27 protein-coding genes, 2 tRNA genes and 1 other RNA gene are annotated in these 25,280 nt (G+C 67.2%); 21 read left to right on the top strand and 9 right to left on the bottom strand.

Translation table 11 applies throughout. From position 1 onward, the window contains the following. The first annotated feature begins 1 nt into the window (after position 1). Genes ATJ93_RS14580 through ATJ93_RS14560 form a run of 5 tightly spaced genes read left to right on the top strand, consistent with a single transcriptional unit; the run spans position 2 to position 4,778 of the window. Positions 2-883, top strand: coding sequence for a hypothetical protein (locus ATJ93_RS14580; RefSeq protein ID WP_120245394.1), 882 nt, complete (start codon positions 2-4; stop codon positions 881-883). Then, positions 880-2,259, top strand: coding sequence for a nitrous oxide reductase family maturation protein NosD (gene nosD, locus ATJ93_RS14575; protein ID WP_120245393.1), 1,380 nt, complete (start codon positions 880-882; stop codon positions 2,257-2,259). Before ATJ93_RS14580 ends, nosD begins: the two co-directional genes overlap by 4 nt. Beyond that, the gene (locus tag ATJ93_RS14570) at positions 2,240-3,223 is read left to right on the top strand and encodes an ABC transporter ATP-binding protein (RefSeq protein WP_120245392.1); all 984 of its coding nucleotides are present in this window, start codon (positions 2,240-2,242) and stop codon (positions 3,221-3,223) included. Before nosD ends, ATJ93_RS14570 begins: the two co-directional genes overlap by 20 nt. Further along, the gene (locus ATJ93_RS14565) at positions 3,223-4,170 is read left to right on the top strand and encodes an ABC transporter permease (RefSeq protein WP_120245391.1); all 948 of its coding nucleotides are present in this window, start codon (positions 3,223-3,225) and stop codon (positions 4,168-4,170) included. Before ATJ93_RS14570 ends, ATJ93_RS14565 begins: the two co-directional genes overlap by 1 nt. Further along, complete coding sequence (locus ATJ93_RS14560; protein WP_120245390.1) at positions 4,167-4,778, top strand: nitrous oxide reductase accessory protein NosL; 612 nt, start codon at positions 4,167-4,169, stop codon at positions 4,776-4,778. Before ATJ93_RS14565 ends, ATJ93_RS14560 begins: the two co-directional genes overlap by 4 nt. 67 nt (positions 4,779-4,845) lie before the next feature. On the opposite strand, the gene ATJ93_RS23715 is transcribed toward ATJ93_RS14560, so the two are convergent. From ATJ93_RS23715 to ATJ93_RS14555, 3 genes are all read right to left on the bottom strand, one after another. Further along, positions 4,846-5,007 (bottom strand): hypothetical protein, encoded by a 162-nt coding sequence (locus ATJ93_RS23715; RefSeq protein ID WP_170155587.1) that lies wholly within the window; start codon positions 5,005-5,007, stop codon positions 4,846-4,848. 102 nt (positions 5,008-5,109) lie between these two features. Then, positions 5,110-5,271, bottom strand: a complete 162-nt coding sequence (locus ATJ93_RS23710) for a hypothetical protein (protein WP_170155583.1) — start codon at positions 5,269-5,271, stop codon at positions 5,110-5,112. 98 nt (positions 5,272-5,369) lie between these two features. Continuing rightward, positions 5,370-5,948, bottom strand: a complete 579-nt coding sequence (locus tag ATJ93_RS14555; RefSeq protein WP_120245389.1) for a cysteine hydrolase family protein — start codon at positions 5,946-5,948, stop codon at positions 5,370-5,372. A gap of 168 nt (positions 5,949-6,116) precedes the next feature. Between ATJ93_RS14555 and ATJ93_RS14550 the strand changes: the two genes are divergently transcribed. The 4 genes from ATJ93_RS14550 (at position 6,117) to ATJ93_RS14535 (ending at position 11,544) form a co-directional block, all read left to right on the top strand. Next, positions 6,117-7,934, top strand: a complete 1,818-nt coding sequence (locus ATJ93_RS14550) for an Hvo_1808 family surface protein (protein ID WP_120245388.1) — start codon at positions 6,117-6,119, stop codon at positions 7,932-7,934. Positions 7,935-7,941: 7 nt separating this feature from the next. Next, on the top strand, positions 7,942-9,459 hold the full coding sequence (locus ATJ93_RS14545; RefSeq protein ID WP_120245387.1) for an Hvo_1808 family surface protein: 1,518 nt from the start codon (positions 7,942-7,944) through the stop codon (positions 9,457-9,459). 105 nt (positions 9,460-9,564) lie between these two features. Beyond that, the gene (locus ATJ93_RS14540) at positions 9,565-10,716 is read left to right on the top strand and encodes a nicotinate phosphoribosyltransferase (RefSeq protein ID WP_120245386.1); all 1,152 of its coding nucleotides are present in this window, start codon (positions 9,565-9,567) and stop codon (positions 10,714-10,716) included. A gap of 90 nt (positions 10,717-10,806) precedes the next feature. Continuing rightward, positions 10,807-11,544 carry a chlorite dismutase family protein gene (locus ATJ93_RS14535; protein ID WP_120245385.1) on the top strand — a complete coding sequence of 246 codons (738 nt, stop codon included), beginning with the start codon at positions 10,807-10,809 and terminating at the stop codon, positions 11,542-11,544. A 239-nt stretch (positions 11,545-11,783) separates the two neighbouring features. Here ATJ93_RS14535 and ATJ93_RS14530 read toward each other — a convergent pair whose 3' ends face one another. After that, positions 11,784-12,383 (bottom strand): TIGR00296 family protein, encoded by a 600-nt coding sequence (locus ATJ93_RS14530; protein WP_120246012.1) that lies wholly within the window; start codon positions 12,381-12,383, stop codon positions 11,784-11,786. 105 nt (positions 12,384-12,488) lie between these two features. Between ATJ93_RS14530 and rnpB the strand changes: the two genes are divergently transcribed. Together rnpB and ATJ93_RS14520 are read left to right on the top strand one after the other, a co-directional pair. Then, positions 12,489-13,004, top strand: an RNA gene (rnpB, locus tag ATJ93_RS14525) — RNase P RNA component. Positions 13,005-13,136: 132 nt separating this feature from the next. Then, the gene (locus ATJ93_RS14520) at positions 13,137-13,478 is read left to right on the top strand and encodes a DUF7344 domain-containing protein (protein ID WP_120245384.1); all 342 of its coding nucleotides are present in this window, start codon (positions 13,137-13,139) and stop codon (positions 13,476-13,478) included. A gap of 10 nt (positions 13,479-13,488) precedes the next feature. Here the strand turns inward: ATJ93_RS14520 and ATJ93_RS14515 are convergent, their stop codons facing one another. Continuing rightward, positions 13,489-13,797 carry a HalOD1 output domain-containing protein gene (locus tag ATJ93_RS14515; RefSeq protein WP_170155586.1) on the bottom strand — a complete coding sequence of 103 codons (309 nt, stop codon included), beginning with the start codon at positions 13,795-13,797 and terminating at the stop codon, positions 13,489-13,491. A 298-nt stretch (positions 13,798-14,095) separates the two neighbouring features. Here ATJ93_RS14515 and ATJ93_RS23705 point away from each other — a divergent pair, with 298 nt between their 5' ends. The 3 genes from ATJ93_RS23705 (at position 14,096) to ATJ93_RS14500 (ending at position 15,638) form a co-directional block, all read left to right on the top strand. Further along, a complete protein-coding gene (locus ATJ93_RS23705; protein ID WP_170155585.1) occupies positions 14,096-14,470 on the top strand; it encodes a HalOD1 output domain-containing protein in 375 nt (124 codons plus the stop codon). Positions 14,471-14,519: 49 nt separating this feature from the next. Continuing rightward, positions 14,520-15,191, top strand: a complete 672-nt coding sequence (locus tag ATJ93_RS14505) for a helix-turn-helix domain-containing protein (RefSeq protein WP_120245383.1) — start codon at positions 14,520-14,522, stop codon at positions 15,189-15,191. Positions 15,192-15,302: 111 nt separating this feature from the next. Beyond that, complete coding sequence (locus tag ATJ93_RS14500; RefSeq protein ID WP_120245382.1) at positions 15,303-15,638, top strand: DUF7344 domain-containing protein; 336 nt, start codon at positions 15,303-15,305, stop codon at positions 15,636-15,638. 364 nt (positions 15,639-16,002) lie between these two features. Here ATJ93_RS14500 and ATJ93_RS14495 read toward each other — a convergent pair. Further along, a tRNA-Arg gene (locus tag ATJ93_RS14495) sits at positions 16,003-16,075 on the bottom strand. 340 nt (positions 16,076-16,415) lie between these two features. On the opposite strand from ATJ93_RS14495, the gene ATJ93_RS14490 reads away from it, so the two are divergent. From ATJ93_RS14490 to ATJ93_RS14480, 3 genes are all read left to right on the top strand, one after another. After that, positions 16,416-17,882, top strand: coding sequence for a single-stranded DNA binding protein (locus ATJ93_RS14490; protein WP_120245381.1), 1,467 nt, complete (start codon positions 16,416-16,418; stop codon positions 17,880-17,882). Positions 17,883-17,948: 66 nt separating this feature from the next. Then, positions 17,949-18,380, top strand: coding sequence for a histone family protein (locus ATJ93_RS14485; protein ID WP_120245380.1), 432 nt, complete (start codon positions 17,949-17,951; stop codon positions 18,378-18,380). 7 nt (positions 18,381-18,387) lie between these two features. Then, on the top strand, positions 18,388-19,416 hold the full coding sequence (locus ATJ93_RS14480) for a histone deacetylase family protein (protein WP_120245379.1): 1,029 nt from the start codon (positions 18,388-18,390) through the stop codon (positions 19,414-19,416). A gap of 45 nt (positions 19,417-19,461) precedes the next feature. Here the strand turns inward: ATJ93_RS14480 and cca are convergent, their stop codons facing one another. Continuing rightward, positions 19,462-20,901 (bottom strand): CCA tRNA nucleotidyltransferase, encoded by a 1,440-nt coding sequence (gene cca / locus ATJ93_RS14475; RefSeq protein ID WP_120245378.1) that lies wholly within the window; start codon positions 20,899-20,901, stop codon positions 19,462-19,464. A gap of 126 nt (positions 20,902-21,027) precedes the next feature. Here cca and ATJ93_RS14470 point away from each other — a divergent pair. From ATJ93_RS14470 to ATJ93_RS14455, 4 genes are all read left to right on the top strand, one after another. Then, positions 21,028-21,100: transfer RNA gene (locus ATJ93_RS14470), tRNA-Asn, on the top strand. 119 nt (positions 21,101-21,219) lie between these two features. Continuing rightward, positions 21,220-21,813, top strand: a complete 594-nt coding sequence (locus tag ATJ93_RS14465; RefSeq protein WP_120245377.1) for a MogA/MoaB family molybdenum cofactor biosynthesis protein — start codon at positions 21,220-21,222, stop codon at positions 21,811-21,813. Between the two features lie 137 nt (positions 21,814-21,950). After that, positions 21,951-22,880 (top strand): replication factor A, encoded by a 930-nt coding sequence (locus ATJ93_RS14460; RefSeq protein WP_120245376.1) that lies wholly within the window; start codon positions 21,951-21,953, stop codon positions 22,878-22,880. A gap of 1 nt (position 22,881) precedes the next feature. Next, positions 22,882-23,517 (top strand): RPA family protein, encoded by a 636-nt coding sequence (locus tag ATJ93_RS14455; protein ID WP_120245375.1) that lies wholly within the window; start codon positions 22,882-22,884, stop codon positions 23,515-23,517. A gap of 44 nt (positions 23,518-23,561) precedes the next feature. Here the strand turns inward: ATJ93_RS14455 and ATJ93_RS14450 are convergent, their stop codons facing one another. Further along, complete coding sequence (locus ATJ93_RS14450) at positions 23,562-24,251, bottom strand: alpha/beta hydrolase (protein ID WP_120245374.1); 690 nt, start codon at positions 24,249-24,251, stop codon at positions 23,562-23,564. Positions 24,252-24,254: 3 nt separating this feature from the next. Then, entirely contained in the window at positions 24,255-25,223 is a 969-nt protein-coding gene (locus tag ATJ93_RS14445; protein ID WP_120245373.1) for a VOC family protein, read from the bottom strand. Positions 25,224-25,280: the final 57 nt, after the last annotated feature.

Below are 25,280 nucleotides of genomic sequence, written 5' to 3'. Positions count from 1 at the left end.
CATGACTACGTCCCGCCTCACGCGACTGACCGAACTCCGGCGCGCCCTCCCGTTGACAGCGGCGGGGCTGTTCCTGCTCGCACTGGCGTTGCCAGTGTGGCGGATCACGTTCGAGGCGCCACAGTACGTCGAGACGCTCGTCGTCGAACTGTACGCCTACCCGCGGATCGGCGGCGACTTCCAGGAGGTCCACGCGCTCAACAAGTACGTCGGGTTCTACTACCCGGACCCGGTGTACGTCGACCCCAACTACGACGTCCACGAGAAGGCGATCGCCGCCCCCGAGTGGATCCTCGGCCCGGTCGCGTTCGTCGGGTTGGCCGGTGCGTCCGCGGTCGTCTCCCTGCTCCCGAGCGGGAAACTCGAGCGCGGACTGGTCGCGTTGCTGGGCGGGACGGTTGCCATCTTCGGGACGATGGCCGCGATCATCCAGTACCGGCTCTACCAGGCCGGCCACACCCTCGATCCGGCGGCGCCGCTCAACGGCGTCGACGGCTTTACCCCGCCGCTGCTTGGCGACTACGCGGTCGCCAACATCGACGGCACCGCCTGGCTCGGCCCCGGCGGCTACCTGCTGGTCGTCGCGGTCGCCCTGCTGGCGGTCGCCGCCGTGTTGCGACACTCCCAGGCGACGATCGACGACGCGCCGGCGCTCGTCCGCGGCGGTTGGGAGCGGTTCCGGGATCGAATCGGCGATCGAGGCGAGCGCGAGGACTCGAGCGACGGCAACCACCCGACAGACGACCAGCCGACCGGCGAGCAGCCCGGCGCGACCGGCCAGACGACCGAGTCGGTCGCAACTGACGGCCACAGCCCGCGGACGGACGGCGGTCCCCGTGCCCGAACTGACGGCGATACTCGACCGGACGGTGATGGACCGTGACCGAGCGCTACTTCGCCGTCCTCGCTGCGGTCGTGCTCGTCGCCTCGCTGGCCGGTGCCGCCGTCGCCGCGACGGACGGCTCGAGCAGCGACGAGAGCGTCGACGACTGGCGCGCGGACGTGCCGGACGTCCACGACGCCGACGCCCCCGAAGCCGACGGCACGGCGACGCTCGAGGGCCAGGAATACGACTCCCTGCAAGCAGCCGTCGACGCCGCCGAACCCGGCGACGAGATCCTGCTCGAGGGCCGCTTCGACGAGCGCGTCACCGTCGACACGCCGAACGTGACCGTCGCGGCCGTCGAGCGCGACGCGGCCGTGATCGACGGCGGCGAGGAGGGAACGGTCGTCGAGATCACCGCGGACGACGTGACCCTCGAGGGCGTCTGGGTCCGCAACTCCGGACTCGACAAGAACACCGACGACAGCGGCGTGCTCGTAAACGGCTCGAGCGCGACGCTCTCGGAGCTTCGGCTGACGGAGAACGCCTTCGGGATCTGGATCGGGAGCGTCGACGACGTGACCGTCGAGGACAGTCTGATCGCGGGACGGGAGGACGTCCAGACGGTCCAGCGCGGCAACGGGATCCACCTCTGGGAGTCGACGGACGCCGAGATCCGCAACAACTCGATCACGACCGTCCGCGACGGCATCTACTACCAGTGGGCCGAGGGCGTCCACGCCGAGGGCAACCGGATGTGGGACATGCGCTACGGCGTCCACTACATGTACTCGAACGACAACCACCTCGAGAACAACACCGCCTTCGACAACGACGTCGGCTTCGCGCTGATGGTCTCGAAGGGGTTGACCCTCGAGAACAACACCGCGGTGAACAACGACGGCACGAGCGGCCACGGCGTCCTGCTCAAAGACGTCGAGGACAGCGCGGTCGTCGGCAACGAACTCGTCGGCAACGGGAACGGCCTGTACGTCACCAACGCGCAGGACAACCGCTTGGCGGACAACCTCGTCCTCGAGAACGAGGTCGGCGTCCACGTCACGGCCGGCAGCACCAACGCCGTCGTGGCGGGCAACAGCTTCGTCGCCAACGACCAGGCGGCGTTCGCGGAGACGACCTCGCAGGCCCACTGGAACGCCACCGACCGGGGCAACTACTGGGCGGACGCCCGCACGACCGACCTCGACGAGGACGGCATCAGCGAGCTTCGCCACCAGCCCGCCGGCGCCGTCGAGCAGTTGGTTCACGAACGACCGCAGGCGGCGGCCTTCGCCGAGAGCCCCGCCTTCGACGCCGTCCGGATGGCCGAGAGCTCGTTCCCGGTCGTCGAATCGCCCGGCATCGTCGATCACCGACCGCTCGCCGAACCGGCCCACGACAACTGGAGGGACTACTATGCAGATCACGATCACTGACGTACACAAACGCTACGGCGACGTCGTCGCCCTGGACGGCCCATCCTTCGAGATTCCGTCCGGATCGACGTTCGGCGTCCTCGGGACGAACGGTGCGGGAAAGACGACGCTCTTCGAACTGCTGGTCGGCCACGACCGGCCCGACGAGGGGCGGATCGAAGTCGGCGGCATCGACGTCGCCGAGGCCGGCCACCGCGTCCGCGAGCGCGTCGCCTTCTTGCCCGAACACGCCGGCTTCCCGCCGGCGATGACCGGCCGGGAGGTGCTCGACGTCCACGCCCGCATCCGCGGCCTCGAGGACCGCGATCGGCGCATCCACGAAGCCCTCGAGACCGTCGGGCTCACCGACGCCGCCGACCGCGCCGTCGAGGGCTACTCCAACGGGATGGGCCGCCGGCTCGGCCTCGCGGCGGCGCTGATCGCCGATCCGCCGGTGCTCGTCCTCGACGAACCGACCGCCGGCCTCGACCCGCGGGGCGTCGCGGCGTTCCACCGGACCATCGAGCGCCTCGGCCGCGAGACGGAGACGACGATCGTCCTCTCCTCGCACGTGCTGAGCGAGGTCGAGCGGCTCTGCGACGACGTCGCGATCCTCGAGGACGGCCACCTGCGCGCGGCCGGCCCGATCGACGACCTGCGGTCGGAAACGGGCGCGGACGACCGCGTCACCGTCTCGCTCCGGCCGGCGGGCGAGGGGGTTCGACCGGACTTGCTCGAGGCGGTCCAGGACCGCGGCGACGTGACCGAAACCCGCGAGACGATCGCGGTCGCCTGCGAGCGCGACGCCGCGTTCGACCTCTGCGGTGATCTCGACTCGTCGCTGCTGGACGGTTTCGAGGTTCGAGAGCCGGGCCTCGAGGCGGTGTTCCGGGACGTGCTGGCGGGCACCGACGACGAATCCGACGACGCCGATCGGGAGCCGGATTCGGACCCGACTCGAGCGACCGAGGAGGTGAGCGCGTGATGACCGACGCTGAATACGACACCGACCGGGATCGATCGACTCCCGAACCCGCGCCCGACGGCGGGTACACCACCGCGATGGCACCGGATACGGACGCCGAAACCGTCCACGAGGCAGAGACCGACGACTTCGCGTCCGGCGCGTGGTACCGCCAGCTGCTGGTCGTCGCCGAAACCGAGTACCGCCTCGCGGTGCGGGGCCGCTGGGCGATCGCGCTGACCGCGATCTTCGCCGCCTTCGCGCTCGGGCTGACGACCTTCAGCGGCGCGAGCGTAAGCCCCGAGGGGTTCGAACGAACCGTCGGGAGTCTAGCCGTGCTCGCGGTCTACCTCGTGCCGCTGGTCGCACTGGCCTTCAGCTACGACGTCATCGTCGGCCGGAAGGAGAGCGGGTGGCTCCACACCCTGTTCTCCCTGCCGGTCGACCGCGCCTGGATCGTCGTCGGCGCCGCCGTCGGCCGCGCCGTCGTGCTCGCGAGCGCGACGATCATCGGCTTCGGCGTCGCCGGCGGCTTCCTGCTGCGCGAGTACGGCCTTGACGGGTTCGACGCCTACGCGACCTTCATGCTGGGGACCGTCGGACTCGGCCTGACCTTCCTCGCGGTCGGCGTCCTCGTCTCGACGCTGGCCCGCGAGAAGACCCACGCGCTCGGGGTCTCGCTGCTGGCGTGGGCGTGGTTCGTCCTCGTCCACGACCTGCTCGCGCTCGGGCTGATCGGCGCGCTCGAGCTCTCGGAGACGGCCGTCTCGGCGATGTTGCTGGCGAATCCGACCGGGGTCTTCCGGGCGCTCGTGCTGGGATCGCTAGGGGCCGGCGGCAACGCCGGATTCGCGTCGGTGCTGGCCCAGTCGGGACTCTCGACGGGCGTCCTGATCGGGGCGCTGCTCGCCTGGATCATCGTTCCGATCGGGATCGCTGCCCTTGCGATCCGGAGGCGACGACTGTGACGCCGCTACGGCCGCGATCCGGTACTCGACCGTCGCCCCGACCTCGAGACCGCCCCTCGCGCCGTCGCGTCCTCGCCGGCGTCGGTCTCACCGCCGTCGGCGGACTCGCCGGCTGCCTCGGTGGCGGAAGCGAGGAAACGGCGACTGAGCCGGCCGAGGCGATCGCGCTGACCGACGGACAGGCCTGCGACGCCTGCGGCATGACCATCGCCGACCACTACGGCCCTGCCGGCCAGTTGTTCTACGCGGACTACCCCGAGGATCGGGACGGGCCCGCGTGGTTCGACAGCGTCCGCGAACTCGTCACTGCCCGCGCCGACCACGACCGGCGGGGCCGCGACCTCCGTGCGGCCTTCGTCACCGACTACTCGCGCGTCGACTACGACCTCGACGAACGCGAGGGGGCGACGTACATCTCGAGTCACGTAGGAGCCGAGGACTTCACCGACGCGACGGCGGCGTCGTTCGTCGTCGACAGCGGGATCGAAGGCGCGATGGGCGAGGATATCGTCCCGTTCTCGAACGCCGACGACGCCGAGGCGTTCGCCGACGAGCACGGTGGGACGGTAGACACGTGGGAAGCCCTCTCCTCGGGCGAATCGGCGTAGCGATGGTCGGCTCGAGGCCGAGGAGCGTACCGTAATGGGATACCGAGGACGACCGCGACGCCACTGACTACGGATTTTGCCTCGGGACCGAGCCGTCGCCGGACCGATCAGCCACGTTGCGAGCGCCGAACCAGAGCCGACCGTGGAGGTAACAGCCGATCGCGGCGACCGCCACGAAGTAGAGATAGATGACGACCTCGACGTACGGCGGGATGGCACCCGGTTCCATACGCGCCACGTTGCGGGCGCAGCGGATACGCTCCGGGCTGTCCTAGTTCACGGTTCAAATCGGTGGCCGAATCCTGACTCTCGAGTGCTCGAGCGCCTGCACTCAGGACCGCGCGATCATCCAGTACCGCGCTCCCAGATAGACCGTGATCAGTCCGAAGGTGACGGCGTACAGCATCGCACCGGTCGAGGCCGCACTCGCCAGCGCGACGAGGTTGAACGCAATGCCGACGACGTACAGCCAGCGAAGGTGCTGCTGGTTCACGCGCGATCACTCGCCGCGCGGTCGGTACTTCCGCTCAGATCTCGGTGCATACGCCTCCCTTCGGAGGAGCCCGTAAAAATCCTCTCGGCTCGACCGCTTCACGCGAACTCGAGGTCGTCGCTGTCGACGACCTCGCCGAACAGCCACTCCGCGTGTTCGAGGGCGTACTCCTTGTGGTCGTCCTCGATCGCGCCGATGCAGTCCTCGACGAGGATCGGTCGGAAGTCACGCAGCCCGGCGCTGCCGCCCGTATGCAGCACGCAGACGTTCGCGAGAGTGCCACAGAGTACGAGGTCTTTGATGCCGCGAGCATTTAGCCATCCCTCGAGTTCCGTCTGGTGGAAGGCGTCGTAGGTGTGTTTCTCGACGACGTTGTCGGCGGCCTCGACGGGGAGTTCGTCGACGATTTCGGCCTCCCACGAGCCCTCGAGGACGTGTTCGCCCCACTGCTCGAACTCGTCGTAGTAGTGGGCGTCCTCGAACTGCTCGGGCGGGTGAACGTCCTGCGTGAACAGCAGGGAGGCGCCCGCCTCGCGAGCGCGCTCGACGAGGGCTGCGATCGGCTCGATAACTTCCTCGCTGCCCGGCGCGTACAGCGAGCCGTCGGGGTGGCAGAAGCCGTTTTGCATGTCCACGACCACGACCGCGGTGCTGTCTGGCTCGAGTTCGACGCTCATGTGCCATCCTACGAAGGCGGCAGTAAAAACGTTCGTGCGAGCGACGCGAGGCGGTGCGGCTGCCTCGGAATCGCGACCGGCGCAAGGTGCCGCGCCCCCGTCGCACCCCGTCCCGTTGACCGCCGTCCTTTTTGCAGGCGCCTCCGTACGGCTCCGTATTCAGTTCGAATGACGCCATCGCGAACGCGCGCCGCCGGTGTGGTCGTCGTCGCGCTTGCTCTCTTGACGGTCGCAGGACTCGCAGTCGGAGCCGGACTCGGCGTTTTCGGTCCGCTATCCGACGACAACGCCGCTGACTCGACCGAGATCGACCGCAACGGGACATCTGACGCCACTGCCCCCGACGACCGCCCCGACGATCCCTCGACGAACGACACGATCGGCTACGTCGAGGGCTACTGGTACGACGACTCCCTCCCCGCCGACGACCGCGACGACGCCGCCCTCGAGGAGGACGAACTCGAGCCGGTCGTCTACCGCTCGATGGCCCGCGTCGAGCGACTGCGGAACACGACCTTCGACGAGGAGGTCCCCGTCGACGTGGTCTCCCGCGCGGAGTTTCAGGAGGGGAACGACGACCTCTTCGTCAACGTGACCGCCGAGCAGCGCCTCCAAGAGAACGTCAACTACGAGGCGCTCTTTACCGTCGATCGGGACACCGACGCGATCGACGAGGCCGAGGCCCTCTACGGCGATTCGGTCGGCGGCTACTACGAGCCGACCGAGGATCGGATCGTCATCGTCTCCAACACGCCCGAAACGCCGGAGCTGAACGAAGTCATCTTGGGCCACGAACTGGTCCACGCGCTACAGGACCAGCAGTTCGATCTGACGAGCTACGAGCGCCCGACCATCGACGCGGACAACGCCAAGAACGGCCTCATCGAAGGCGACGCCTCGTGGATCGAATCCCGGTACGAGCGCGAGTGCGGCAGCGAGTGGGACTGCGTGCTCCCCGCGAACGGCGGGCAGAACGCCGGCTCGAGCAGCGACGGTGCTCTCGAGCCGAACTGGGGACTCTACCTCTCCATCTACCTGCCCTACGACGAGGGGCCCGAGTACGTCGACTTCCTCTACGAGGAAGGCGGCTGGGAGCGGCTCAACGCCGCCTACGACGATCCGCCGACCACCAGTTCCGCGGTGATCCATCCCGACTCGGAGCGCGAACCGGCCGCCGTCGACGTGCCGGACCGATCGAACGACGACTGGACGCAGTACCGGGTTGAGGGCCAGCCCGCGACCGAAACCGTCGGCGAGGCGGGCATGGTCGCGATGTTCGCCGGCGGCGCCTTCGAGTCCGGCGAGCCGTCGGTGATCGACCGGAACGCGCTCCTCGAGTCGGGCGATCCCGGCTACGACTACGACCAGCCCCAGACGGACGGCTGGGCCGGCGACACGCTGGTCACCTACGTCAATGAGAGCCGGGACGTGAACGCGAACGCCACGATGGAGGCCGTCGACCACGCCGGCTACGTCTGGCGGAGCGAGTGGGTCTCGAGCGAGGAGGGCCGGGAGTTCGCCGACGCCTACCTCGAGTTGCTCGAGGGGTACGGCGCCGAGCCGGTCGAGGACCGACGGAACACCTACGCGATCGACGGGGCCGACTACCCCGGCGCCTACTACGTCGACCACGACGGCGAGACCGTGACGATCGTCCGCGCGCCCTCGGTCGACGACCTCGACGCGCTCGAGGCGGGTGCCGCCCCGAGCGGGGAGGATACGCTCGCGTTCGGTGACGAGGAGTCGGAGAGCACTGCCGAACCCGCGAGCGCCGAGACGAATACGGACCGTGACGACGGCGTCCTCGCCGCACTCGGTCGGATCGGCGCGGCGCCGGCGCTGCTCGCGTTCGCTGTTGGGCTCTTGATCGTGATCGGCGTCTCGATAGCCACCCTCCGGAGCCGCAACGCGGCCGCGACCACTGGCACCGTCGCGGACCCGGTGCCGTCAGGCAACCGACGGGCCTTTGCACCCGCTCGCGAATAAGCCGCCAATGGGACGAGTCCGACCCGGACGCGGGCTGAAGCTCCAACTGATCGCCGTCATTGTGCTCGTCCTGCTGGCGGGCTGTACGGTGCCGAGTTCGCCGGACGAGTTCGACACCGACCGCGAACTCGGCCGGATCGGCGACTACGCTCACGACGACGAGTTCGCGTTCAACGCCAGCGACGGACTCACCGAATCGGAGCTTCGCGACCTCAAGTACCGCTCGATGGCGCGGATCGAGGTGCTCCGCGGATTGAAGTTCGAACGCGACGTGCAACTCGAGGTGATCGACCGCTCGGAGTTCCGGGAGCAACGGTCCGGCCGCGGCCCGGCCTCCGCCTTCCGGAACGAACTCTGGCGCGGCGCGTTCGTCGTCGACGGGCAGACGGACGTCAATCGGGCGATGGACGACCTCTACGGAACGTCCGTGCAGGGGTACTACATCAACGATCGGATCGTCATCGTCACCGAGGACGGCGACGACATTCGGATCGACCGACGCACGCTGGTCCACGAGTTGGTCCACGCGCTGCAGGACCAACGGTTCGGCCTCGAGCGCCGCGGCGAGACGCTCGACGGACAGCGCGCCGAGACCGGGCTGATCGAGGGCGAAGCCAGCTATCTCCCGCAGTTGTACGCCGAGCGCTGCGGCGCGGAGTGGCAGTGTCTCTCCCGACCCGGCGAGTCCGCGACGGATGCGGACGCGAACGCGACGACCGAGACTGCGACCGGCGCCCTCGAGCAGCGACCGTACAACGTCGGGCTCTTCCTCTCGATCTACGCGCCCTACTCGGAGGGGCCGACGTTCGTCGACGCCCTGTACGAGCGCGACGGCTGGACCGCCGTCGACCGCGCTCACGACCGGCGGCCGGCGAGCACCGCGCAGTTGATCCACCCCGACCACTACCCCGACGACCGTCCCGTCGACGTCGAAATCGAGGATCGCTCGAGCGACGCGTGGGAGCCGGTTCTCGAGGGTAGCGGCGGCGACGGTGACAGTAACGAGAGCGCCGACCCCCGCGCCGAAACGGTCGGCGAGGCGACCCTGTTCGCGAGCCTCTGGGCCGACGGCGTCATCGACCGCCCGCTCACGCAGGGCGGAACGAACCGATCGCCGTACAACTATTCAGCTCCCGCGACGGCGGGCTGGGCCGGCGACACGTTCCACGTCTACCGGGACGCGAACGACGAGAATCGGACCGGCCACGTCTGGCGCCTCGCCTGGGAGAGCGAGACCGACGCCGACGAGTTCGCGACCGCCTACCGGTCGCTGCTCGAGACCCACGGCGGCGAGCGGGTCGAATCCGACGGAGCGACCGCGGGCGAAATGTACCGCATCTCCGACGACGAACCGTTCGCCGGTGCGTACCGCCTTACTGTGACCGGCGATACCGTCGAAATCGTCGGTGCGCCGACCGTCGACGCCCTCGAGGCGATTCACGCCGAACACGCGGCGCCGACGCCGTCGGCTGCCGTCGCCGGCGGCTCGTCGGCCCCGTCGCCCCCGTCAGCAGCACCAGCGTAGCCGGTCGGCGATCGGCCGTCTGCTCGCATCGATTGAGGACCCGAAGCAGCCGCCGACGCGGCCGCAGACGGGTAGCTTTTTTGTGTCCCGCCGAAAGTCGCCGATATGTCAAACCCGTTCGGCACCGTCACCCCGGAGGCCATTCTCGAGGGGACCGCGACCGACGCCTACTTCGAGCGCACCCGGGCGACGCTCGAGCACGCGGAGAAGAACCCGACCGTCGTCGCCGAAGTGACCGCCGACCAGTTTCCGACCGGCGAGTTCGACGTCTTCACCGGCGTGAAAGACGTCGCGACGCTGTTCGAGGGGCACAACGTAGACGTCGACGCGCTGCCGGACGGGCAACTGTTCGACGGCGGCCCCGTCCTGCGGATCGAGGGGCCGTACCTCGAGTTCGCCGAACTCGAGACCTCCCTGCTCGGCTTTCTGTCACAGCCCAGCGGCTTCGCGACGGCCGCGCTCGAGGCGCGCCTGGCCGCGCCGGAGTCGCTCGTCCTCTCCTTCGGCGCGCGCCACGTCCACCCCTCGATCGCCGCGACGGTCGAACGGGCCGCCCTGCTCGCCGGACTCGACGGGTTCTCCCACGTTGCCGCGGGCGAACTCCTCGACCGGGAGGCGAGCGGGACGATGCCCCACGCGCTGATGTTCTGCTTCGGCGAGGGGAACCAGGCCGAGGCGTGGACGGCATTCGACGAGGCGGTCCCCGAAGCGGTCCCCCGCATCGCGCTGGTCGACACCTTCTGGGACGAGAAAAGCGAGAGCCTGCTAGCCGCCGAGACGCTGGGCGACGATCTCGACGGCGTTCGCATCGACACCACCGGATCCCGACGCGGCAACTTCCGCCACATCATCCGCGAGGTCCGCTGGGAACTCGACGCGCGCGGCCACGAGGACGTCGACATCTTCTGCAGCGGCGGGCTCGACCCCGACGCTATTCGTGAGCTTCGGGACGTCGCCGACGGGTTCGGCGTCGGCAGCCACATCACGGGCGCCGACTCGGTGGACTTCAGCCTCGACATCGTCGAAATCGACGGCGAACCGATCTCCAAGCGCGGCAAGCTCTCGGGCGTCAAGCAGGTCTACCGCACCCCCGACGGGGGCCACCACGTCGCGCTCGCCGACCGCGACGGCCCCGAGGACGGCGACGCGCTGCTCGAGCCGCTCGTCCGCGACGGCGAGATCGTCCGGGAGTTCGACCTCGAGGACGCCGGCGAGCGCTGTCTCGAGGACGCCGAGGCGGTCGGATTCGCTAGGTGACTGTACCGTCGCGCGTGCCGAGGTCCGGACTACCGCGCGTGACGTTGCCACGCCGTAGATATATCCCGCCGAGCGAAGACGCGTTGCAACATGGGGACACCGAGCCGCGATTCGGACCCGCTCGAAGCGGCGGGCGCGTACGGACTGTTCGCCGCGTTCGAACTCGATCGCTCCCGAACTGTCGACGCTAGTGCGGTCTCCGCCGACGACGTCGAGGCCGTTCTCAAGGATCGGAACGGGACGGAACCGGTCCTCGCGGATACCTATCTCACGCAGGGTCTCACGCCGGACGTGGATTACCTCGTTCGCCTCCACGCGCGCGATCTGGCGACCGCACAGGAAGTACTGCGCGAGTTTCGGACGACGCCAATCGGGCGCTGCTCGGAACTAGTCGACGCGTTCGTCGGGGCGATCCGCGATCCCGTCTACCTCCCGCAGGCACCCGATCTCGACGCGATAGAGACCGCCATCAGCTTCGAGGGGGCAGAGCCTCCGGAGTACGCGATCGTCATCCCCGTGCGGAAGACCGCCGAGTGGTGGATGCTCCCGCCCGACGACCGCCTCGCGAGGATGCGCGAGCACATCGAAGTGTCGCTTCCGTACCTCGATCGAATCCGTCGCCAGCTCTACCACGCCAGCGGTCTCTCGGAGTACGAGTTCGTCACCTACTTCGAAACGAACGACCTCGAGGCGTTTGTCGACCTGTACCGCGATCTCGAATCGATTCCGGAGTACCGCTACGTCGACGAGGGGCCCGTGGTTATCGGCCGGCCGGAATCGCCGTCCACGGTCGTCGAGAAACTGACGCCGTTACTCGCGCCGCCGTGACGGCGGTCCCAGTGCCCGGCTCTGGAGCGACGAGGACGCCAGCGAGCGGTGTCTCGAGGACGCCGAGGCGGTCGGCTTCGACGATTCCTGATCGCCGGCGCTGCCGCTGGCTGCTATCGGCCGTCGAAACCGAACGATAGGATCGAAAGTTCTCGTTTCGTCAACCCCGTCCCCACTTGCGTTCGCGGTCCGCGGTCTGCAGCCCGTTGTCCGTTGCTCGCTGTTCGTTTCGTTCGCCGTTAGACCTCTTCGATGCTGCCGTCGGCGTCTCGCTCGCGGAAGACCTGCCCTTCGAACAGCGTCACGACCACGTCGTCGTCCTGCCAGGCGCCCGGCGCGAGCTTGGCCTTCCGACAGGTCCGATCGAGGTACTCGCGTGCGCTCCAGCCGTTCTCGACCGGCACGGTCGGGTAGAGCCACCCGCCCTCGCCGCCGTCGATAGCGACGCCGTGGGTGCCGATCTCGAGGTCGGCCAGCGGATCGTCGGTGAGAACGACGTTCTTGACGGTACAGACCGAGACGGTCAGGTTCGGCAGTTCCGAGGGGCTGACCTCGGAGCCACAGGAGTCCTCGCTGGCGGCTTCGATCGCCGCGTCGACGATGACGTGGCCGAGCTGGTCGCCCGATCGGTAGCCGCCGGCACAGCCGCGCAGGCTCCCCCGGCCGCGCGTCGACTCGAGGCGGACGAACGCACCCGTCCGCTCGTAGAAGGCTTCCCGCATGCTGCCCGGTTGTTCTCGTTGCCCGTGTTGTACGTAGGATTCGACGGCTTCGCGCGCGAGTTCGACGGCGCGCGCGCCGTCCTCGTAGGAGAGGTCGACGCCCTGTCGCTGGGACATACAGATGTACATGGGAATAGTTCTCCTAAAACGCTTCCATTCCGTTCGAGAGCCGTACCACGGATCGACCGGGGCACTTATTCCGGCCAAGGTCCTACGGAAACCCGGAGAGAGAGCCCGGCTGCCGCGGCGGGCGCGTCGGTGACGACGCGCCTGTGCAACGTGATTCATCCCCCTGGGATGCATCACGCGCGCGAGGAAAGTCCCCCCACCAGTTCGGGCAGGTGACCGGACGCAAGTCCGGAGCGGGAGACCGCTGGCTCTGGAACAGAAACGACACGTCTCGGCCCGACCGATGATGCGTGCGAACCCGACCGCGAGGAAGGGGAGCTAACCCGCAGAGGAAGGGCGATTCTCGCACCCTCGGTGCGAGAACTGCCGACAGGCGAGCGGCGGATGCCGCCCGCCGTGTGCGGTCGTTCGAACGCGGTTCGAACCCGCGAGTCGCGCTCGGCGCGACTGGCCGCACTGCGACGGCCGAGGATCGATGGAACGGCGAACCCTCACCGGTGCAAGTCCGTGCCGTGGTAGCCCGAACGCCCCGCGGCCTTCGGGTCGCGGACGGCGCGGACGCTCAGCCGAATGCCGGGCCGAACAGAAGGGGGCTTACTCCTCTCACCGATTTTACCCACTGAGCGGCGCTACTGCGTCGCTCGCACTGCTCTGTACCGCCGCGATCGATCCGTTCTCATTGACATACCAAACCATTTTGGAGCGGCCCTTTTGCTCATTGATTCTGAACTATCCCCATCCATGAACACTGCCGAGGCGTTTACGCTCCTCGCCGATACCGACCGCAGACGCGTGGTGGCTGCCCTCCTCGAGACCGAGACCGAGACGACGACGATCGACGCCCTCTCCGAGCGACTCGCGGACGCTCGCCGACAGGACGACACGGTCGCCGAGTCGGATACCGACCGGTTCGAGCGCACGAAAATCGGGCTGCTTCACGATCACCTTCCGCGACTCGCCGATCACGGCGTTCTCGAGTACGACGCGCGCAACGGCGACGTCGTCCTCGAGGATGCGACCGATCTCGAGCCCTATCTCGATATCGACGAGACGACCGTTTCGATCGCACCGCAAAACGAGTAACGTCGTCCCGCTACGTCCCGTCGGGCGTCACCGTCACGGTCACGGGCGGCCCGCCCTGAACGACGACCTCGTGGTCGGCGTAGGAAAAGGCGACGCGGACCGATTCTGCGTCCGAGGATCCCGCATCGAACAACCCGTCCAGCGCGTCCGGATTGATCGTTTCGTACAGCGGCGGCAGGGCGGTCGGGTCCACGCCCGCCATCGTCGAGACGGCATCAATAACGGCGACCGTAATCGGTTCGGTGTCGTCGCAGTCCCGCCGCAGTAGCGATTCTCCGTCAGCATCGCCTCGGAAAGAGTCACGAAGTTTCGATCCCATACGGTTCTCTGCCTGAGAGCCAACATCGTCTTACAAAAAACTATCTAAACCGGCCGTATCGCACTAAAAATAGACACGATTGTGCTCGAGCGGGGTTCCAGTGTGAGTGCATTCACCGTCAGGCAGCGGGGATTCTGGAGCTTCGAATACCGGTTTTGAGTCGCGCTACTGGCCGTTTTGTTCGTTTTGGGTCGTGGACATACGCGTTTCGATGGCCGATCCGAACGACCCCTTTCAAAGAAGATGATGGTTGTATTCTGACAGTGATACTTTTACGCAGTCGGTAGCTAGGCGGGATGTGCCTACCCAGTATACCGTCGCTGACGACGAGTCACTCACCGTCCAGCTCGTTCAAGCAATCGCAGACGCGGCGGATGTCGATCCAGTCGATCTCTCGCCGCCGCTGTACGACGTCGTCGACCCCGAGGCGCTCGAGGCGCTCTTCGCACCGACAGACGGCGGGACGACACGGCGCGGGCGGATCGAGTTCTCGTATGCCGCGTATCGCGTCACCGTCAGCGTAGCCGGTGGTTCCGAACACCAGATCACCATCGCGGTCTCCGAGGCCGACGACGAAACGACGCAGCCTCGATCACGAGAGCGGGCACCGGACCGGATTCACGGACGACAGTCCTCGACGCTCGAATCTCCGCGGCAATCGGACGGGGTGTAATGTCTCCGTTCGCCGGCTCGAGCGGCGCGGGAACGGGGAGCGACCGGCGATGAGTCTCTTCGGCGAATTCCACGTTCCCGCCGACGCGTTCGCGCTCGCCGAGACGCTCGCGACCGCGCCCGAACTCATCATCGAGACTGAGCGGGTCGCCGCGACCGAGGAAGTGCTCACCCCGTACTTCTGGGTGTCGGGCGAAGACGGCGTCGCGTTCGAGGACGCCGCTGCGGACGATCCCTCGATCCGACACCTCCGTCACATCGACGACGTCGACCGGGCGTCGCTGTACCGCGCCGAGTGGACCGAGAACGTCGAGTCCATCGTCTACGCGTACACGACCGTCGGGGCGACGATCCTCGAGGCCTCGGCGCAGGGCGACGAGTGGGAACTCAGTATCCGCTTTAACAACCGCGATCGACTCGACCAGTTCCGCGAGTACTGCGACGAGCACGACATTCCGTTCACGCTCACCCAACTGTACGAACGCGCCCACCCCCGCGCGGGCGGCCAGTACGGGCTGACGACGAAACAGCACGAGGCGCTGGTCACCGCCTGGGAGATGGGGTACTACCGCTCGACGGACGTTTCGCTGACCGACGTCGCCGACTCGCTGGGCATCAGCCAACAGTCGCTCTCGCGGCGGCTCCAGCGCGGCTACGAGAACCTGATTCAGCACGCCTTAGCCGTGACGCCGCCGAGTGAGGACCCGAAACTCGAGGAGTAACCGCGCTGCGGGGCTCGAGACTCGAGCCTCGAGCAGGTATATACCCGTGTATATACAGCCGGTGACGTCATCCCGGCCGGGTGCCTAGACTGCCCACCCGTGTCTCATACTGTGTCACCGGACGATCACCTCTTTCGCGCGCTGAGCCACCCGTATCGTCGCCACGCGATCGCCGCGCTCGCGAGCACGAACTCGATGACGCTTCGAGACGTTTCCAACACCGTCGTCAGCCGAACGTACGCGGCGCCGCTCACCGACGTTCCGTCCGACGCCGTCACGGACGTCTACCTCTCGCTCGTCCACGTCCACGTCCCGATGCTCGAGGACGCGGGCCTGATCGAGTACGACCCGCACCGAGAGCGAATCGAAGCCCTCGATCTCGAGGACGCCACGCGACTGCTTTCGGTGGTGGCCGACGGTCGGTCGCCGGTCGGTTCTACCCAGTAAGGTCGTCCTCGACGCTCGAGACTGCTGCGGGGTCTCTCCTTCGAACTCTATCCAACTGTCGCCTTTTGTACTACTTCGGAGTTCGTAGCCGCCGCTCGAGAAGGATCGGCCGTTTCACGAGCGTCCTGACGGAGTCCAACGCGAGCGCAGCGAGCGTTGGGCACGTCAGGACCGAACGCAAGAGCAGCCGCTGAGCAATGCGAAGCGCCTGCGATAAGTGAGTGTCCTGACGGAGATTTGAACGCGGAAAGACGGTCGGTCTCGCTTCGCTCGACCACTGCGACTTTCCTACTCAAATCTCCGTGTATGAGTTTACACCGACGCGTACACCTCGCGCTGCTCGGTGGTATTGCGTCGGTGAAAACGTCCTGACGGAGATTTGAACTCCGGTCCCTGGCTCCGCAAGCCAAGAGGATAGTCCACTACCCTATCAGGACTCATCTCTCAGTACCCGCCTCGACATTAAAGCCCTTTCGAAAGTACCCCGCTCTGTGTTGCATTCTCGTCCGTCACGGGACCGATACTCACACGACGGCGGCGACGCGTCGGTGATCGACTCGAGCTGTGCGAGACGGGATTGAAATTGAACCGCAGGTTTATCTATCGGGACGCGGCCAGCAGCGGTATGCGATCGTCCGCAGGTCTCGAGCACTCGAGAGCGTCGGTTGCGCACCCGACGGAGCCCTCGAGTCGGTCGACGGAACCGCCGTATCTCCAGGCAGACTGCATACCGAATGGGCAATGCTTATGCGCGGCCTACCCATGCACGAGCATAGAATGAGCGACATCGAGGGCGTATACGAGGACCTCGAGGCCGACGTCTCTCTCGAGGAGTTTCGCGAGGCCGTCGAGGCGAAAGTCGAGCAGATGGGGGGACTCGCGGACGAGGAGACGGCGGCGATGCTCGTCGCTCACGAGGTCGGCGAGAGCGAGGTCGGCGGGATCGCCGACATCGAACCCGGGATGGAGGAGGCGAAGTTCGTCGCGAAGGTGCTCTCGATCGGCGAGGTACGCACCTTCGAGCGCGACGGCGAGGACGAGGACGGCCGCGTCGTCAACGTCGAAGTCGCCGACGAGACCGGCTCCGTCCGCGCGGCCTTCTGGGACGAGCACGCCGAGGCGGCGATCGAGGAACTCGAGGAGGGACAGGTGCTGCGGATCAAGGGCCGTCCGAAGGAGGGCTTCTCGGGCGTCGAGGTCAGCGTCGACGACGTGGAACCGGATCCGGATACCGAGGTCGATGTCCAGGTCTCGGACACCCACACCGTCGAGGACCTCTCGCTCGGCCTCTCGAACGTCAACCTCGTCGGCGTCGTGCTCGACACCGACAGCGTGCGGACGTTCGACCGCGACGACGGCTCCGAGGGGAAGGTTTCGAACCTCGCAGTCGGCGACGAAACCGGCCGCGTGCGCGTGACGCTGTGGGACGAGCAGGCCGATCTCGCGACCGAACTCGAGCCCGGCACGACCGTCGAGGTGGTCGACGGCTACGTCAAGGAACGCGACGGCAACCTCGAGCTTCACGTCGGCAACCGCGGCACCGTCGAGGAAGTCGACGAGGACGTCGAGTACGTCCCCGAGAGTACGCCGATCGAAGAGGTCGAAATCGGCCAGACGGTCGACCTCGCGGGCGTCGTCCGCTCTGCCGACCCCAAGCGGACCTTCGACCGCGACGACGGCTCCGAGGGCCAGGTGCGTAACATCCGCGTGCAGGACGCGACCGGCGACATCCGCGTCGCCCTGTGGGGCGAGAAAGCCGACATCGACATCGGGCCCGGCGACGAACTCGCGCTCGGCGACGTCGAGATTCAGGACGGCTGGCAGGACGACCTCGAGGCCTCCGCGGGCTGGCAGTCGACGATCACCGTCCTCGAGTCCGATTCGGACGCCGCCGAGGCGGGCGGTGACGGCGGTGGGACCGACGACGCCAACGCAGGGCTGTCGGCGTTCGCCGGCGACGATTCCGGTTCCGATGATGCCGGTGCCGATACCGACACCCCATCCGACTCGAGTGCGAGCGACGACGCCGCAGCGGCCACCGACGCTGATACTGACGACGACCCCGCCGACGGCGAGGAAATCGAGTTCACCGGCGTCGTCGTCCAGGCCGGCGACCCGGTCGTCTTAGACGACGGCGAGACGACCATGAGCGTCGCCACCGACACCGATGTCGGGCTCGGCGAGGAGGTAACCGCCCGCGGGGTCGTCCGCGACGGCCGCCTCGAGGCGAGCGACGTCTTCTGAACGGCCGAGCAACCTCCTCGAGCGGCTAGGAAAAGCGTTAAGGGAGTTAGCTTCGCCTATGATTATATGAACGTCGAACTCCCGTTCGCCCCGGTTGATACGATCATCCGGCGGAACGCGGGTGATCTTCGGGTGAGTGCTGACGCGTCGAAGGAACTCGCAACGCGGATTCAGGAACACGGGAGCGAACTCGCGATCGACGCCGCCGAACGGGCGACCCAAGACGGGCGCAAGACGCTGATGGCCGAGGATTTCGGCGTCGAGACGGTCGTCGACAAGGACGACCTCGAACTTCCGGTCGCCCCGGTCGACCGGATTGCCCGACTGGAGATCGACGATCGCTATCGCGTCTCGATGGACGCTCGTGTCGCCCTCGCCGACATTCTCGAGGCGTACGCCGACAACGTCGCCGAGTCGGCGGCGATCCTCGCGCGCCACGCCGATCGACGAACCATCACCGAAGACGACATCGAGACGTACTTCTCGCTGTTCGAGTGACCGCGCGATGCAATTTGGCTACAGCGAGGTCTGTCTCGAACACGATCCCGGGTCGCGCCACCCCGAGACGCCGGATCGGCTGCGGGCGATCAGGGAGCGACTGAAGAAGAAACACGGTGTCGAGTACGTCGACGCCGACCCCGTCGATATCGATACGATCGCCGCCGTCCACGACCGGGAGTACGTCGAATCGGTCCGGGAGTTCTGCGCCGACGGCGGCGGGGACTGGGATCCCGACACCTCCGCCGTCCCGGAAACCTGGGAAGCCATCCGCCACAGCAGCGGGCTCGCGTGTTGGGCCGTCGAGGCCGCCCTCGAGGGGGCGACGGGCCGACGGACGCCATTCTCGATCGGCCGACCGCCGGGACACCACGCGGTCGTCGACGACGCGATGGGCTTTTGCTTCGTTAACAACGCCGCCGTCGCGGCCCAGCACGCGCTCGATCACGACGAGTACGACGTCGACCGCGTCGCCGTCGTCGACTGGGACGTCCACCACGGCAACGGAACCCAGGACATCTTCTACGAGCGCGAGGACGTCTTCTTCGTCTCGATCCACGAGAAGGGGCTCTACCCCGGGACCGGCGCGATCGACGAGATCGGCGAGGGCGACGGTCGCGGGACGACGATGAACGTTCCGATGCCGGCCGGCACCGGCGACGAGGCCTACCTCGCCGCCGTCGAGGGGCCGATCGCGACCGCCCTCGAGGCCCACGACGTCGATCTGGTGCTCGTCAGCGCCGGGTTCGACGCGCACCGTCACGATCCGATCTCGCGCATTCGGCTCTCGACGGAGGCGTACGCCCTCATGACCGATCGACTGCGAACCATCGCGGAGAACTGCGACGCCGCGCTCGCGTTCGTCCTCGAGGGGGGCTACGGACTGGACGTCCTCGCCGACAGCGTCGCGATGGTCCACGAGACCTTCGACGGGCGGGAGCCGCTCGATCCCGATGGCGAGTGCAGCGACGACGCCGTCGCGACGCTCGAGGACGTCGTCGACGCGCACGGACTGGATCTCGAGATCGACTGCTGACCGTCTTTTCGCCACGAACTCGCCGCGGCCGCTCGAGCCTCGTTTTCAGGGCCGGGGTTCGAAGTAGGTCCGCAGTTCGCGTCCGAACTCCTCGAGCAGCCCTGTGATTTCGTCGCCGACCAGCACCTCGTACTCGTCCTCGAGGACCGTCTCGATGTGAGCGCCGAGTCCGACATCGAAGAGTCGGTCGCTCTCCAGAAAGTCCGCGGCAGCGGTGAACTCGCGCTCGCGCTCGGTGACGTATCGGTCGTCCGCGATGAACGGGCCGTAGGCCTCCGGGTCGTCGGCGTAGGCGTCGTAGAAGCCCTCCGCGTGACCCGGAACGTGGACGGGCGGCCCCTCGTGGCGCTCGACCGACGGTCGTTCGGCGACCGCGAGTTCGGCGAACACGACGGCGGTGTCGTCGGCGAACGTCGTCGCGCGGAACACGTCGAAGCCGCGGTCGTCCAACCCCTGTGTGATCCCTGCTAGAGACTTCTGGAGTTGCGGGTAGAGCTGGTCCTCGACGAGGTCCGGGGCGTCGAACCGCACCGCGACCGGCGTCGTTCCGCGGTGCTCGAGGTGTTCTTGGAGTTCGGACTCCGTCAGCGGCTCCGGATCTGCGGGTTCGAAGAACTCGACCGCCGGCTCGGCGAGGAACTCGCGGGCGTAGTGCTGGAACCGGGCGACGTTCTCGGCCGAACAGACCGCGGCGACGTTGCGCTCGGGATCGGTCGGATCGATGACGACGAGCGGGTCGTCGAATGGGAGGTCGGCAACGCCGCCCTCCTCGTTCCGAGACGGCGAAGCCGTCTCGCGCTCGCCGTGATCCTCGGGATCGAGTTCGACCTGCGGCTGCCAGTCGGCCGCCGCCTCGAGCAGGTCGCGGAAGCCGCCGTACTCGCAGACCAGCAGTTCGGTGAGGTAGCCGCTGAACCCCTGGGTTCGGAGGTCGCTGCCGTAGGCGCCGATCCCCTTCAGGAACTGCTTCGCGAGGCGCACGTCACCCGCGAGGTCGTCGTCCAGCCGTTGCTCGAGGTACTGCGTGTGAAACGGCGTCCGGTCGACGGCCGACCGGATTTCGGTGGCCGACTCGAGGCGGAAGCAGGGGACGACGTCGACGTCGAACCCCTCGACGGTCCCCTTGACGTAGGGGTGTTCGGCGTACTCCTCGTGGCCGTCGGGGAGCGTCGCGTGGCCAACTTCGAGGCCGTACTGTTCGAGCGTCTCGCGGTCCAGTTCCGGCGGGAAGCGGACGAAGACGTCGATGTCGCGGTCGCCGCTGATCCACGTGTTCCGTGCGGTCGAGCCGACCTGCAACACGTCGGCGTCGGGACACAGATCGGTCGCGGCCGCCTCGGCGCGCTCTGTCAGTCGGTCAGCCACCTCGCGCAACCGCTCGCGTTCCTCCGCGTCGGGGTCGACGCGCTCGCGAACGGTGGTGAGGACGCGCTCGAAGTCGTTGCGTCTCGCACCTCCGTTGGCGTCTGCGTGCTCGTCGCTCATTATCGGAGCCTTCTCGAGCGGCGGGTGAAAGGGTATCGAACCCCTCGAGCAGCGGGTGATGAGGTATCGAATCGCAAGAAGTGAAAACGAAAGCCCTATCAAATCCACCACCCAATCAGGAGATGAGCCGAAGTAGCTCAGATGGTAGAGCACCTCGCTGTTAACGAGGTTGTCCCAGGTTCGAGTCCTGGCTTCGGCGCTTCTTCATAACACTCTTCGTTCCGGTAGTTACGGCACCGCCGATTCGTAGCTGCTCGTTTTCGAACTCAAGGCGATCCGAGGGGAGCTATTATCGGCCTCCGACACGCACACGCGCGTATGACAACACAGGATCACAGCGACAGGCGGAGCACGGACGACCACGGTCACGACGTCATCGATCCCCTCTACGTCGGAATCGTCACGGTCTCGAGTTCGCGCGCGCAGGCGGACGAGGACGATCCCGACGACCCGGGCGGCGACATGATCCAGGAGTGTTTCGAGGACGAGGGCCACGAGGTCCAGGAACGGGTACTCGTCCGCGACGACTACTCGGCGATCCGGACGGCCGTACGCAGCCTCGTCGCGCGCCGGGATATCGACGTCGTGCTTGCGACCGGCGGAACGGGTGTCACCGCCGACGACGTCTCGCCGGAGGCGACCGCGTCGCTGTTCGAGCGCGAGCTGCCCGGCTTCGGCGAACTGTTCCGCTCGCTCTCGTGGGAAGAAGTCGGCACGCGCGCGATGGCCTCGCGCGCGACGGCCGGCATCGCGGTCGATACGCCGGTCTTCTGTCTGCCCGGCAGTCGGAGCGCCTGTCAAACCGCCTGCGAGGAGCTGATCGTCCCCGAGGCACCCCACCTCGCAGGCCTGGCCACGCGCCACCGGAAGGACACCACCGACCAGTCGCTGTCGGCCTACGGTGACGAGTAATCCGTCGCCGGCCCGTATCCCCGATTCGGGCGACTCAGGCCCGCTGTCCACTTTCGCTCCGGTGCCGGAGATTTAAATACCATCCGGCGCGAATGGGCGTATGCCTCCCGTTGAAACGAAAGAGGAGGCGTGACACAATGAGCGACGTACGACAGCACGCAGACGATATTCACGACCAGTTTTCGGACCATATAGACGTCAGCGTCGACGACATCGAGGAGCGGCTGACGACCCTCGTCGACGAGTACAAAGTGCCGATCGACGAGGCCCGACGAAGCGTCACCAACCACTACCTCGAGGAAGCCGGCTTAGAGCGCGACGATCTCGCGGGCGGCTCGAGCGAGGCCGCCAAGATCGAGGACGTCGACGAGCCCGAGGAGTGGATCGACCTCACCGCGAAGGTCATCGAACTGTGGGATCCCCGCAGCGACTCCGTCGCGCAGGTCGGCCTGCTCGGCGACCCGACGGGGACGATCAAGTTCACCAAGTGGGCCAAATCCGACCTGCCGACGCTCGAAGAGGGCGGCGTCTACGAACTCCGCAACGTCGTCACCGACGAGTACCAGGGCCGGTACTCGGTCAAACTCAACAGCACGACCGTCGTGGAGGAACTCGACGAGGAACTCGAGGTCGGCGACGACACGAGCGAGATCGAGGGCGCGCTCGTGGACATGCAAAGCGGCAGCGGCCTGATCAAGCGCTGCCCGAAGGACGACTGTACCCGCGTCCTGCAGAACGGCCGCTGTAACGAACACGGCGAGGTCGAGGGCGAGTTCGACCTCCGGATCAAGGCCGTCGTCGACGACGGTATCGACGCCCACGAGGTCATCTTCGACAAGGACGCCACCGAGGAACTGACCGGGCTGAGCCTCGAGGAGGCCAAGGACATGGCGATGGACGCCTTAGACACGACCATCGTCGCCGACGAGATTGCGGACGACATCGTCGGTACCTACTACCGGATCGAGGGCCCGACGTTCGGCCGCTACGTGCTGGCCGACGAGGTCGAAGAACTCGACGGACCGGCGGATGCAGAGGACCTGCTGATCAAAGCGAGGTCGATGTGATATGAGCCAGGCAGAACTCACCCGCGAAGTCGCTCGCCGCGTCTTCGCATCGGAATTCAACGACTCGACGTACTCGTTCAAGGAAAGCGACGACGAACGCGCGCCCAACTACGCCCTGCTCCCGACGGGCGACCGCGCGAACCGCGTGTTCATCGTCGGCACGCTCACCGAAACCGAGGACGTCGGCGAGGACAGCGAGTACTGGCGCGGCCGGGTCGTCGACCCGACCGGGACGTTCTTCGTCTACGCCGGTCAGTACCAGCCCGAGGCGGCCGCGACGCTTCGCGACACCGAGCCGCCGGCCTACGTTTCCGTCGTCGGTAAACCCCGCACCTACGAGACGGAGGACGGCACGGTCAACGTCTCCCTCCGCCCGGAGAACATCGCGGTCGTCGACGACGACACCCGCGACCGCTGGGTCGTCGAAACCGCAGAACGTACGCTCGAGCGCATCGAGGCCTTCCAGGAGTGGGAAAGCGAGCAGGAAGCGCCCGAGAGCGGCTCGACCGCCCCGACCAACGAGTACGCCGAGATGGCCCGCGACCGGTACGACTCGCCCGTCGAGAACTACCGCCGCGACGTGATCCAGGCGCTCGAGAGTCTGGAGGAGGTCGAAGACGCGGAAGCGACGGCCTGACGATCGTCGTCGAACGCTGACGCGGCCGGTTTTTGTTTTGGCGCCTACGTCGACAGGAGCCCCTCGAGCAGCGCGGCTATCGCGTCGAACTCGTCGTCCGTAACCTCGTGTCCGGTATCGGAATAGGCCCGTTCATCGACGGTCGCGCCCGCATCCTCGAACGTCCGAACCGTTCTCGCAACTCGGTCGGGCTCGAGGTGGGGATCGTCTTCACCGTACCCGAGGAGGACTGGCGTTCCCTCGAGCGGGTCGCTGCCGTTGGATTCGGCGACCGTCCAGTCGTCGTCGAGCGCACCAGGGAGTGTCCCGGAGAGACAGCAGAGCCCGCCGTACCGCCGCGGATTCCGGCGAACGAACTCGGCGGCGACGCAGGCACCCTGCGAGAAGCCGGCGATGACGGTTTTCTCCGGCGGGATATCGATTTCTCGCGCGGCCTCGAGCGCCGCCGCGACGCACTCGACGCTCGAGGTGAGCCACGGTTCGTTGTCAGTCCGCGGCGCGGACGCAGACTTCGGATACCAACGGCTGCGGTCGGCTTGCGGCGCGAGGACGGTGACGCCATGCTGGTAGACGGGTTCGAAGAGGTTGACGACGCCCTGTGCGGTGGCACCGCGGCCGTGACAGAGGATGAGGGCCGCCTCGGCTGCCAGTGCGGGTGCGCCGGCGGTTAGCAGCGGCTGGCCGCCGTGAGGACCGGAGACGAAATCCATCGGACGGCGAGGGTCGTCGGTCATCGCTTACGCTGAATCGATATCCGGAACAGTTAGCTCCGGCAGTTGGCTCTCGATCAGATCGCGGTCCCGCTCGAACCACTCGGGGAGGTACAGCGATGTGCCCGATTTGGACGTATCGTTCGCGGCAACGCCGTCGGTTTCGGTGGCCAACTCGAAGAGCACGCCGCCCGGCTCGCGGACGTACAGCGAGTGGAAGAAGTGCCGATCCTTCACGCGGGAGACGTCGTAGCCGCGGTCGTCGAACAGTTTCCGCCACTCGTAGAGGTCGTCCTCTTCCTCGACGCGAACCGCGACGTGGTGGTGCGTGCCGATCCCCTCCCGACCGAACGGCGCCTCGCGGTCGAGGACGTCGACGACCGTCGCCCGGTCGCCCGGCGCCCGGTACCGCACGCGCTCGTCGGTTTCCGCCTCGTACTCGAATCCCAGCGTCTCGAGCGTACTCGCGGTCGCGTAGGGGTTGACGGACAGCGCCGAGACACCGTGTAGGCCGCGGATCGCGACGTCGTCCGGAACCGGGCCGGCGGTCCACGGCTCGACGGCGGCGGCTTCGATCTCGCCGGGCGAACCGCCGACGAGTTCGAGGTGCGTCCCGACCGGATCTTCGAAGCGGAGAACGCGTTCGTCCAACCGCTCGCGCTCGAGCGGTTCGTCGTCCTCGAGTGCGACGTCGTGCTCGCGAAGGCGGTCGCGCCAGTACGCGAGGTTCTCGTCCGGAACGAGAAACGAGACCCGCTCGACTTGCGGTTTGCCGACGCGACCCGGATCGCCGTGCGGGTCGGCGAAGACGGTAAAGACCGTGCCCGGCGTTCCAGCCGCGTCGCCGAAGTAGAGGTGGTGCTGGAGGACGTCCTCGAAGTTCACCGTCTGCGTGTCGAGGGCGAGTCCGAGCACGCCGGTGTAGAAGTCGATGGCCTCCTGGGCGTCGCCGACGATTCCCGTCACGTGGTGGATCCCCGGCGTGTCCGTCAGCATAGTCTGGCTCGGGGTAGGGGCTCGAGGCGGATAGCGTGTCTGGTCCGGACGCGGATT

The organism is Halopiger aswanensis, assembly GCF_003610195.1.
GTDB classification, from domain to species: Archaea; Halobacteriota; Halobacteria; order Halobacteriales; family Natrialbaceae; genus Halopiger; species Halopiger aswanensis.
Note: the sequence above shows the minus strand (reverse complement) of the source record. Positions and strands in the feature narration are given on the sequence as shown.

Coding starts and splice junctions, on each gene's coding strand:
- ATJ93_RS14580 (WP_120245394.1), top strand. CDS start 2: ATGACTACGTCCCGCCTCACGCGACTGACCGAACTCCGGCGCGCCCTC.
- ATJ93_RS14570 (WP_120245392.1), top strand. CDS start 2,240: ATGCAGATCACGATCACTGACGTACACAAACGCTACGGCGACGTCGTC.
- ATJ93_RS14565 (WP_120245391.1), top strand. CDS start 3,223: ATGACCGACGCTGAATACGACACCGACCGGGATCGATCGACTCCCGAA.
- ATJ93_RS23715 (WP_170155587.1), bottom strand. CDS start 5,007: ATGGAACCGGGTGCCATCCCGCCGTACGTCGAGGTCGTCATCTATCTC.
- ATJ93_RS14555 (WP_120245389.1), bottom strand. CDS start 5,948: ATGAGCGTCGAACTCGAGCCAGACAGCACCGCGGTCGTGGTCGTGGAC.
- ATJ93_RS14550 (WP_120245388.1), top strand. CDS start 6,117: ATGACGCCATCGCGAACGCGCGCCGCCGGTGTGGTCGTCGTCGCGCTT.
- ATJ93_RS14545 (WP_120245387.1), top strand. CDS start 7,942: ATGGGACGAGTCCGACCCGGACGCGGGCTGAAGCTCCAACTGATCGCC.
- ATJ93_RS14540 (WP_120245386.1), top strand. CDS start 9,565: ATGTCAAACCCGTTCGGCACCGTCACCCCGGAGGCCATTCTCGAGGGG.
- ATJ93_RS14535 (WP_120245385.1), top strand. CDS start 10,807: ATGGGGACACCGAGCCGCGATTCGGACCCGCTCGAAGCGGCGGGCGCG.
- ATJ93_RS14530 (WP_120246012.1), bottom strand. CDS start 12,383: ATGTCCCAGCGACAGGGCGTCGACCTCTCCTACGAGGACGGCGCGCGC.
- ATJ93_RS14520 (WP_120245384.1), top strand. CDS start 13,137: ATGAACACTGCCGAGGCGTTTACGCTCCTCGCCGATACCGACCGCAGA.
- ATJ93_RS14515 (WP_170155586.1), bottom strand. CDS start 13,797: ATGGGATCGAAACTTCGTGACTCTTTCCGAGGCGATGCTGACGGAGAA.
- ATJ93_RS14505 (WP_120245383.1), top strand. CDS start 14,520: ATGAGTCTCTTCGGCGAATTCCACGTTCCCGCCGACGCGTTCGCGCTC.
- ATJ93_RS14490 (WP_120245381.1), top strand. CDS start 16,416: ATGAGCGACATCGAGGGCGTATACGAGGACCTCGAGGCCGACGTCTCT.
- ATJ93_RS14485 (WP_120245380.1), top strand. CDS start 17,949: ATGAACGTCGAACTCCCGTTCGCCCCGGTTGATACGATCATCCGGCGG.
- ATJ93_RS14480 (WP_120245379.1), top strand. CDS start 18,388: ATGCAATTTGGCTACAGCGAGGTCTGTCTCGAACACGATCCCGGGTCG.
- cca (WP_120245378.1), bottom strand. CDS start 20,901: ATGAGCGACGAGCACGCAGACGCCAACGGAGGTGCGAGACGCAACGAC.
- ATJ93_RS14465 (WP_120245377.1), top strand. CDS start 21,220: ATGACAACACAGGATCACAGCGACAGGCGGAGCACGGACGACCACGGT.
- ATJ93_RS14460 (WP_120245376.1), top strand. CDS start 21,951: ATGAGCGACGTACGACAGCACGCAGACGATATTCACGACCAGTTTTCG.
- ATJ93_RS14455 (WP_120245375.1), top strand. CDS start 22,882: ATGAGCCAGGCAGAACTCACCCGCGAAGTCGCTCGCCGCGTCTTCGCA.
- ATJ93_RS14450 (WP_120245374.1), bottom strand. CDS start 24,251: ATGACCGACGACCCTCGCCGTCCGATGGATTTCGTCTCCGGTCCTCAC.
- ATJ93_RS14445 (WP_120245373.1), bottom strand. CDS start 25,223: ATGCTGACGGACACGCCGGGGATCCACCACGTGACGGGAATCGTCGGC.